This is a genomic window from Pseudomonas sp. LLC-1 (assembly GCF_002992185.1).
GTDB classification, from domain to species: Bacteria; Pseudomonadota; Gammaproteobacteria; order Pseudomonadales; family Pseudomonadaceae; genus Aquipseudomonas; species Aquipseudomonas monteilii.
Window position 1 is genome coordinate 349,886 of the sequence record NZ_LUVY01000014.1, and the last position, 9,406, is coordinate 359,291.

The window sequence follows — 9,406 nt, forward strand, 5'->3', positions numbered from 1 at the left end:
GGTCCTTTCCGGTATCGGCGCAACGATAGCACATGGCCGCTTCCTTGTATGGAAGAGCGGCCAGGTGCATCGGGTTGCATGCCCCTAGACCTGCTCCAGCATCAACCCGGAAATACGCCGTACCTTGCGCGCCACCGCTTCTTCGAAAATGCCCTGGCGTGGCTCGACCAGGCTGAAGCAGTGCTTGGCGCGGGTGATGCCGGTATACACCAGTTCCTTGGTCAGCACCGGGTTGAGCGCATCCGGCAACACCAGTGCGGTGTGGCTGAACTCCGAGCCCTGGGACTTGTGCACGGTCATGGCGAACACCGTTTCCACTTCGTTAAGCCGGCTCGGCAGGACGAAGCGCACCCCGCCACTGCCATCGTTACGCGGGAAAGCCACGCGCAGCAGCGGCTCGCCTTGCTCATCCGGCAGGCGCAGGGCGATGCCGATGTCACCGTTCATCAGGCCCAGGCCGTAGTCGTTGCGGGTCACCAGCACCGGGCGCCCTTCGTACCAGGGCTGCTGGCTGTCGATCAGCCCGGCATTGTGCAGCACCCGCGCCACCCGCTCGTTCAGGCCTTCGACACCCCAGGCGCCGCGACGCACCGCGCAGAGCAACTGGAAGTCCTCGAAGCTGTGCAGCACCTTGCCCGCCCACTGCTCCCATGCCGGGTCGTCAAATGCGGTTTCGAGTGCCGGCCTGTAGCGGCCAAGGGTGCGCAGGTAGCTGCGATAGCCTTGCGGGCCTTCGGCACCACGGTTCAGGCCGTCGAGCAGCAGGCGGTCAAAAGCTCGGTCTTGCTCGTGCTTGAGCGCCAGGCTGTGCACGTCGTCCGGTGGCGTGGCCAGCAGGTTGCGTGCCGCGTAAGCGTCCTGGCGATTGACCAGCCTGGCCAGTTGACCAATGCCGCTGCCTTCGCCGAAGCGTCGTGAAAAGCGCAGCATCACCACTTGCTGGGCCAGCGGGTTGCGCTGCTCATCGCCGGCCTTGAGCCCGCTGCCGGCCAGCGACTCGCCGCTGACCTGTTCCAGCCACGCGGTGGTTGCCGGCGAGTAATAGCCCTCCTCCGCATCCCGGCACAAATCCCCCAGCACCGCGCCGGCCTCGACAGAGGCCAACTGGTCCTTGTCCCCCAGCAGCACCAGGCGTGCCCGTGGCGGCAAGGCATCGAGCAGGTTGGCCATCATTTCCAGGTCGATCATCGACGCCTCGTCGACCACCAGCACGTCCAGCGGCAACGGGTTGCCAGCATGGTGGCGGAAGTGCCGCGAGCCTGGGCGGCTGCCGAGCAGCCGGTGTACGGTGCTGACATCAGTGGGGATTTGCCCGCGGACTTCGGCGCTGACTTGCAGCCGCTCGACTTGCTGGCCAATGGATTCGGTCAGGCGCGCAGCAGCCTTGCCGGTCGGCGCGGCCAGGCGTATGCGCAGCGGCCTGCCCAGCTCTACCGCCGGCCCCTGCAGCAAGGCCAGCAGGCGCACGACGGTCGTGGTTTTACCCGTGCCGGGGCCGCCCGTGATGATGCTGAAACCGGCACGGGTAGCCAGCGCACACGCCAGCTTCTGCCAGTCCACCTGACCTGCTGACGCACCGCCCGCGAACAGCTGCGCCAGGCGATCTGACAGGTCGGTCAGCGGCGCTTCGGCCTGGGTCAGGCGCTGGCGCAGGGTATGGTCGATGCGCCGCTCGTAGCGCCAGTAACGGCGCAGGTACAGGCGCTCGCCGCTGAGCACCAGCGGCCGCGCTTGCTGGCCTGGGTTATCGCCGAGTGCCACCAGCGAGCTGGCGGCGATGCGCTGGCGCCAGGCATTCAAGTCGAGGTTGGACAGCAGCTGCGAGGGTAACAGCAGAGGGCCAGTCAAGGCGTCACCCTCCGGTGGCAGCGACAGCGCAAAGTCGGGCTCGGCCAGGGTTTGCTGCAAGTCGAGGCACACATGGCCATGGCCCAGTTGGTGGCTGGCCAACGCTGCCGCCAGCAACAGCAAGGGGTCACTGCCTGGGGCGCGCTCTTCAAGGAACGACACGAATGCGCGGTCCAGGGCACGCAGCCAGCCCCGCTCCACCCAGCGGTCGAGCAGTTGCAGCAGGTCACCACTGTCATGCTGAGGTGCCAGCGCCAACAGGTGCTCGGCGTGCAATGGAGTGGGCAAAAGGTCGACTAGGCTTCGGCTCATGGCGCGACTCCGGCTAACAGGTCCTGCTGTGCGGGCGCGCGCTCACCACGGAACAGCGCATCCAGGCGCTCAATCAGCTCACGCGGTGGCTTGGCGTGGTACACGCCGTGGCCGCTGCTGCTGGCGCCTCGCAGGAAGATGAACAGGGCGCCACCGACATGGCGGTCGTAATCGTAATCCGGCAAGCGTGCGCGCAGCTGCCGGTGCAGGGCCAGCAGGTACAGCACGTACTGCAGGTCATAGCGGTGCTCGATGATGGACTTTTCCATGGCCATTGTGTCGTAGGCCTGGATGTCCGGGCCCAGCCAGTTGGACTTGTAGTCGGTCACGTAGTACCGCCCGTCCAGCTCGAACGCCAGGTCGATGAAGCCTTTGAACATGCCGTTGAGCACGGTTGGCTGCGCTGCCGGGCGTGCCAGGCCAGGGTGGGTGTGGCGAGCGACCAGGCGGTCGAGTTGTTCGGCGTCGACCTGGTGGCTGGCGAACCAGAACTCCATTTCGATCTGATAATGGCGCAACTGACCGAGCGTTACGCTCAGGTCGTTGCCCGGCAACGGCAGCGGCTCGCTCAACAAGCGTTGCAGCCACTGGGTGAGCGTGGGAATCCAGCCGGTCCAGTCACGGCGGTTGCATCGCTGGCCAACGGTTCGCTCGATCAGCTGTGAGTTGCCGGTGACCTGGCTGAAGCCCTCGCGCCCTGCCCATTCCAGCAGGCCATGGAGGAAGGTGCCCGGGTTCGGTCCCCGTGGAAAGCGGTGGATATCGCCGCTGTCGGGCGGGACCTCGCGCAACACCTGGGCATCGAGCACCTCGTCATCCAGCAATTGCTGGGCCTGCGAGCTGTCGGCGCCGAGGGTCTGGTCGCCGACGCGCAGGGCGCTGTACGACGCGATCCACCAATGCTCGGCTGCTGCGCGGCGAGGCTTGCGTGCGGGCAGCAGCTCACGCTCGGCATGCGGCATGCGATACACCTGCTCATCCGCCTGCGGCAGACCCGGGCAGGTGATGTGCGGGCACGTCGCTGCCAGCGCCTGCAACCAGTCCGTCAACTGCGTCGATCCGGCCAGAGCAAGGCCGCCCCCCAGCAGGTAGCCAAATGCCGAGCGGTGCAGCTGCGAACTCTTCTGGTTGCCACGCTTGAGGTCGGCCACACCCAGCCAGCAAGCATGCTGTGCCCGGGTCAGGGCTACGTAGAGCAGGCGCAGGTCTTCGGCCAGGCGCTCGTCATCGGCGCGCTCGATCTGCTCCTGGTTCGGCGTGAGTGTGAGGTGGGCATTACCGTCGCTGTCATGCCAGGCCAACGGCAGTCGGGTGCCGTCGACAGGCTTGCTGGTGCAGATGAACGGCAGATAGACCAAGGGATATTCCAGGCCCTTGGACTTGTGGATCGTTACCACCTTGACCAGCTGTTCGTCGCTCTCCAGGCGCAGGATCTGTTCTTCACCGGCCTGCCCGGAACTCGCCAGGTGCTCGGCCAGGTGGCGGATCAACGCCTGCTCACCGTCCAGCTCGCCTGCGGCCTGTTGCAACAGCTCGGCCAGGTGCAGCAGGTTGGTCAGCACCCGCTCGCCATCACTGCGGCGGATCAGCGTGCGCGGCAGGTGGAAGTCGTGCAGCAGGTGGCGCAACATCGGTAGCACCCCTTGGCGCTGCCAGGTGTCGCGGTAAAGGCGAAAACGCATGACCCAGCCTTCCCAGACCCGCTCGTCCTGGTTCAGCCGGTCCAGTTCGGCCAGCGACAGGCCCAGTGTGAGGCTGGCCAGTGCGGCCTTGAGCAGGCGTTCCGAGTCTGGCTCGGCGCAGGCCTTGAGCCAGGCCAGCAGGTCGTGGGCTTCCTGGGCGGCGAACACCGAATCCTTGTCGGACAGGTACACGCTGCGCACATCACGTGCGGCCAGCTCGGCGCGGACCATCTGTGCTTCATGGCCATCACGCACCAGGATGGCGATGTCCGAAGGCAGGCAGGGGCGCAATTCGCCCTCGGCATTCTGGAAGCCCGCCGTGCCCTGCTGGCCACCGTTGAGCAAGGCGACGATATGGCTGGCGCAGCTGGCGGCCAGTTGCTGGCGGTAGACGCTGCTGGAAACCGGCTCTTCGCTTTCCAGCTGCCAGCACTGCAGGGCTGCGCTGGCTTCACCGTCAATCAGCAGCTGTTCGCCACGGCCCTTGGCATGCACCTCGATGAACGGCAACGGGTTGTCATCGGCTTCGCGGAACAGGAATGCACCCCGCCCCGTTTCACGCGCTTCGGCCTGCAGGAACACCTGGTTGACCGCCGCGACCATGGCTTTGCTGGAGCGGTAGTTGGTGTCCAGGCTATGCAGGCGGCCACTGGTGGCGCGCCGCGCAGCAAGGTAGGTGTAAATGTCGGCACCCCGGAAGGCGTAAATCGCCTGCTTGGGGTCACCGATCATGAACAGGCCGGTTTGCGCACGGTTTTCGCTGATCTGGTAAATGCGCTCGAAAATACCGTACTGCACCGGGTCGGTGTCCTGGAATTCGTCGATCAGCGCGACCGGAAACTGCTCGCGAATCAGGCTGGCCAGGCGCTCACCGGCCTCGCTGGCCAGGGCGTGCTGCAGGCGCACGAGCATGTCGTCGAAGCCCATTTCCGCACGGCGGCGCTTCTCCACTTCAAATCGCGCCGATACCCAGCCGGCAGCATGCTCAAGCAACGGTGCATCTGGGTTGTCCAAGGCCTGCAATTGCTGTTGCAGCGTCTGCATGGCGTCGAGGGCCGGGTGCTCGGGCGGTTCGCCCTTCCAGGCTTCAGCCATGCCCGCCGGGGTGAGGCGGGTGAAGCCGGTACCCAGGTCGAGCTCCACCCGTTGCTCATCGGCTGCCCAAGCGCAAAGTTTGTCGAACCAAGGTTCGAAGTAACGGGCCTGCATCTTGCGGCCGTCGACCTGCTTGGCGGCCAGTGCTTCGCGGCAGATTTGGCGCAGCTCTTCAGCCCACTGCGCCCACGGCGCCTTCAGCCGGGCCAGCTGTTGGCCACGCTGCTGCAGCGACGCCTGGATCAACGCAGCGGGCTCTGGCCCGTCGTGCTGAGCGCGGATGCGGCCAAACAGCGGGCGGATGCGCGGCAGCAAGGCATCGGGGCTCCCCCAGTTGCTGCGGACCCAGGCCAGCGCATCACCGTGCATGCCGTAGCAGAAACGCCGCCAGTAATCGCGCATCACCTGGCCCAGCAGCTCGCTGTGGTCGGTTTCCAGGGTCTGGGTGAACAAGCTGCCACTGTCGAAGGCATGCTCACGGAGCATGCGCTGGCACCAGCCATGGATGGTCGATACCGCCGCTTCGTCCATCCACTGCACAGCGATTTCCAGGCGGCCGGCACAACGCGGCCAGGCCTCTTGTGGATAATCGTCACGCAGTTGATGCAACAACGGGTCGGCGCCTTCCAGTTCACCACGGAAAAACCGTGCAGCCTCAGCCAGGCGGGCACGAATGCGCTCGCGAAGCTCTTTGGTGGCAGCGTCGGTAAAGGTCACCACGAGGATTTGTGGTGGTAGCAGCTCGCGGTCGAAGCCCTGTTCGCCACCGTGGCCGAGGATCAGGCGCAGGTACAGCGCCGAAATGGTGAAGGTCTTGCCCGTGCCGGCGCTGGCCTCGATCAGCTGGCTGCCGTGCAGGGGGAAACTCAGTGCCAAGGGACGGACCTGGGTCATACGCCTTTCTCCGGATTGCCCAAGGTCTGCCAAGGGGCGATGAACAACGGGCGGTACAAGGTTTCGCACCAGCCTTCGAAGGTTTCGTCAGCGGTGAGTGCGGCAAAGTCACGGAACTGGCGAGCCAGGGCAATGCTTTCACCGCGCTCGCCAAAGCTGGTGCGCTCGTCGCCTTCGTAGGCGCGGGCTGCGGCGGCCTGGGCCTTGTCGGCATCGTCCTGGGCCAACCATGCAAACGCGGTTTTGGCTGCAACGGGCAGAGGCGCATTCATCCCTGCCTGACGGGCCACCAGCAAATCGCCCAACAGTTGCGTGGCCTGCTCGGGCGGCAGCGGTGCAAGCAACAGGGTCAGGTCACTGGCTACCAGCGCACTGTTATAGGGGTAGCCCGCCGCACAGGCGGCCAAGTGCGTGACCCAAGGGGCAATCAGGCGGTGCCACTTGAGGTTGTTGCGCCCGGCACTGATGGTGTTGGGTACGGTGGTGATGCTGAGCAGGCTCTGGTCATCTGCCTGGAACACACGGCCCAGCCAGCCTTCGAGCCGGTGCTGGCCGTGCTCGAAATGCACCGGCAAAGCGCCCTCGACCAGCTCTGGCCAGCGTTGCAGCAACTGCTGGTGACGTTGCAGCAGGTCGGGTAGCGGTTCGATCAGCTCGTTTTGCAGTAGCTCGCCGAAGCCGGCCAGTGGCAACAAACCGCAGGCTTGCAGGCGCCGGGCCTGGGCCTGCAAGGCCTGTTCGGCGTTGCCCGGCTCGGCCAGGGCGGCGCCGAGCAGGCTCTCACTGGCACCGTAGCGTTGCAGGGTATCGAGGACAAAAGGTTCTTCGTCCGGGGTCGGCGCCTCCAATGCTTCGAAGTACACCTTCAAACGCTGGCTGAAGAAGTGCCGTACCGGGTGGCGCAGGAAGTCATTCAGCTGGGTCAGGCTCAGGGCTTCATCGTCGAGATAGGGTGGCAAGCCTGGGTCGCCCTGCTCTTGCTCCTCGCCTTGCTGGTGCAGCACCTGCCATTCGTGGGCAAAACTGAACAGCGGACTGCCCTTCTGGAAATAGCGGGGGCTGAACGGCTGCAGCGGGTGTTCCAGGGTCAGTGCGTGCAGCAGTTGCTCGCCCGGCTCCCCTGGTTGCCCTTGCTCGGCGCCGGTCAACTGCCAGCCCGCAGCGATGTGATCGCGTAACTGGCCGATCAGTACCGAGGCCGGGCGCTCGCTGTTGTCGCGGATACTGCGCCCGACCCAGCTGACATACAGTTGGTCACGTGCCGACAGCAGCGCTTCGAGCAGCAGGTAACGGTCGTCTTCGCGGCGTGAGCGGTCACCGGGGCGGTAATCGCTGGCCATCAGGTCGAAGTCCAGTGGTTGCTGGGCGCGCGGGTAGTCGCCATCGTTCATGCCCAGCAGGCAGACTACGCGGAACGGGATGGCGCGCATGGGCATGAGGGTGCAGAAGTTAACCGAACCGGCGAGGAAACGTTGCGACAGCTTGCCCTGGTCGAGGCCTGACAGCCAGGCTTCACGCACCACGGTCAGCGGCAACGGGTCATTCAGCCCAACAGCCTCGCACACTTCGAGCCAGCCATCGCGCAGGTCCTGTAGCTGCATCAGCAGAAATTCGTCGTGTTCATCCTCGGCGAGGAAGAATACCTGCAGCAAGGCGTGCAGGCGCTCCCCCCACTGACTGACAGTGGCGGGCTCGGAAAATGCCTGACAAGCGACGTCGAGTGCATCGAGCAGCGCAACCAGCGGACCAATCAGTGCTGCGTCCAGGCCGCCGATTTCATCGTAGGGCTCGATGCCATCGCAGGCCTCTCCCACACCTACGGCATAGCCCAGCAGCATGCGCCGCAGGCCGAAGCGCCAACTGTTCTGTTCGAGCCCGGCGGGCAAACCCAGGCTGGCCCGCTGCTCGGCGTTGAGGCCCCAACGAATACCGGCGCCCTCGATCCAGCGGTGCAGCGTAGGCAAGTCGTTTTCGCGGATACCGAAGCGGGCACGGACTGCCGGTACGTCCAGCAGGTCGAGCACTTCGCTGACCGCGAAACGGCTATCCGGCAGTTTGAGCAAGTGTTCAAGGGCGATCAGTAAAGGTTCACGCCCCCGCTGGCCCTGATCGGTGAGGGTGAACGGGATGTAGCGCGGGTCATTGCGCTGCAACTGGCCGAACACGGCGCGGATATGCGGCGCGTAAGTGTCGATGGCTGGCAGCATGACGATTACGTCACGCGGACGCAACGTAGGGTCGGCGCTGAAGCGGGCCAGCAGCTGGTCATGGAGAATCTCCACTTCGCGTTGCGGGCTGTGTGCAATGTGGAAGCGGATCGAGCGGTCTTTGCCTGGGTCGACTGGCGGCCACAGCTCACGGGTTTCGGCGAGCGGGCGCAGTTCAAGAATGTCGTCCTGCAACTGGTTGAGCAATGTGGTGGGCGAGCCGTCGCTGAACAGGTCGATGCGCCCATCGCTGAACACACCCTGGTAGCTACCCGGGTCGTCATAACTGTCGAGCAGGTTGATGTAGTCGCGGCCCTGTTTGCCCCAGGCGGCCAACAACGGATGAGCATGCTGGTGCAGCGACTGGTCGTCCAGTTGCAGGGGCATGCCCTGTTTGCGTTGCTGGCGTTTGTACTGGTGGCGTAACAGGTCCTTGTCGGCAACGATGTCGGCCCAGTGGTGGCGGCAGGGGTTGTGCACGCACAACAATACCTGGCTAAAGCGCGCCAGGCCTGCCAGTGCTTCCAGGGCCTGTGCAGGCAACGAGGAAATGCCGAACACGATCACCCGCGATGGCAGCCCCGCAGGTGCCTGTTCCAGGTTGTTGATGCGCTCGGTGAAGCGCTGATGTACCCCGGCGCGGCTTTGCGCCATCCCCTGCTCACCAACATCCTCCAACAAGGCTCGCCACAACTCGGCTTGCCAGCGGTTGCCCGGCGGCAGTGCTTTGCGCTCACCACGGGCAGTATTGAGGATGTGATTGCCAGCAGCCCAGTCCTTGAGCCAGTCGGCGCGGTAGACCTGGTACTGGTCGAACAGGTCAGCCAGTCGCTCGGCGAGCTGGTAGCGCTTGCGCAGGTCGCTGTCGTCATTGAGGAAGCGCTGCAGCGGCTCGAAATGCGGGCGCTCTATCAGGGCTGGCAGCAGGCGCATCAGGCGCCAGGTCAGTGGGGCCTTGTCGAGCAGGGAAACTTCGGGAATTTCGTCGTGGCCCAGCACGCTGCGGTACAGCTGCCACATGAAGCTGCCAGGCAGTTGCACATCGATTGCGGCAGCGATGCCGCAGCCACCCAGGTCATTTTCCAACGGGTCTTCAGCCAGGGCCAGTTTGAGCCATTGGGCGATACCATTGCTTTGGACAAGGGCGATTTCGTTTTCCAAAGGTGCCAAGGGGTAACGGCGCATCCAGCTCACCACCAGGCTGCGTAGGTCATCGAGGCGGTTGCCGTGGACGATCATGAAACCTGGGTGGAGCGTGGTAATAGCCATTGAGCATTCCCTGGAAGGCAGTTGGTTCAGATGCGGAACCATATCACGGGGCGTGGCACGGACCGTGGCACGCGTGGAGACAAATCTTTTCCTGGCCGG

Annotated in this window: 3 protein-coding genes; all 3 read right to left on the bottom strand. The window is 64.8% G+C overall.

Annotated features, from left to right (window positions below; translation table 11 throughout):
• Nucleotides 1-84: 84 nt before the first annotated feature.
• The 3 genes from recD to recC are packed head-to-tail and all read right to left on the bottom strand — an operon-like array spanning nucleotide 85 to nucleotide 9,307.
• Entirely contained in the window at nucleotides 85-2,160 is a 2,076-nt protein-coding gene (gene recD, locus A0O30_RS15065; protein WP_105947036.1) for an exodeoxyribonuclease V subunit alpha, read from the bottom strand.
• Entirely contained in the window at nucleotides 2,157-5,831 is a 3,675-nt protein-coding gene (gene recB, locus A0O30_RS15070; protein WP_105947037.1) for an exodeoxyribonuclease V subunit beta, read from the bottom strand. Before recB ends, recD begins: the two co-directional genes overlap by 4 nt.
• A complete protein-coding gene (gene recC / locus A0O30_RS15075; protein WP_105947038.1) occupies nucleotides 5,828-9,307 on the bottom strand; it encodes an exodeoxyribonuclease V subunit gamma in 3,480 nt (1,159 codons plus the stop codon). Before recC ends, recB begins: the two co-directional genes overlap by 4 nt.
• Nucleotides 9,308-9,406: the final 99 nt, after the last annotated feature.